Annotated in this window: 1 protein-coding gene and 1 pseudogene; both read left to right on the forward strand. The window is 55.7% G+C overall.

All coding sequences use genetic code 11. The features are described from left to right. Positions 1-220: pseudogene (locus JW499_RS21605) on the forward strand (hypothetical protein); the annotation flags it as partial. Positions 221-257: 37 nt separating this feature from the next. Further along, positions 258-515: hypothetical protein (locus JW499_RS21610; RefSeq protein ID WP_205212514.1), on the forward strand; the 258-nt coding region annotated here is incomplete at its 3' end.

A 515-nucleotide genomic window follows, 5' to 3' on the forward strand; every position in this document is an offset into this window, starting at 1 on the left:
CAGCCAGCCAATGCCTGATATTCCGGAGCTGGAACCGGCCCGGCCCCGCGATCCCACCACCGCCGCCTACGATGCTAAAACCAATCGACAACCCGATTACTGGTTCTCAATGGATGATGACGAGTTTAAAGAGGCGATCGCTCAACTACGCGCTGAGCAGCGCTTTATGCCTAGTATGGGCCCGGAGATCGATCTGTTTAATGGCGGCACTCAAGCCTGATATCGCCTGAGCACACTAACGGACTGAATTGATAGAAATGGACTTCCAACAGATACAGCCCTACAGCAGCACCGCCTGGAATAGCGAACGCTACGCCAACCAGAAGCCACGCCCCGAACAGGGCTCGCTGATTAAACTACTGCAGGGTGGTGACCCCCTCTCCTGGAGCCGGGCCAACGAAACCGTTCCCGTCAGTATGATCCAGGAGCCTTCACCAGCCGAGATCAGGCAGCGCCTAAAAGAGAATAAAGGCGAGACCCACTGGGATGAGAACCAGTATAGCGCTGGGTCATTA

The sequence above is a fragment of the Amphritea pacifica genome, from assembly GCF_016924145.1.
Classification (GTDB): domain Bacteria; phylum Pseudomonadota; class Gammaproteobacteria; order Pseudomonadales; family Balneatricaceae; genus Amphritea; species Amphritea pacifica.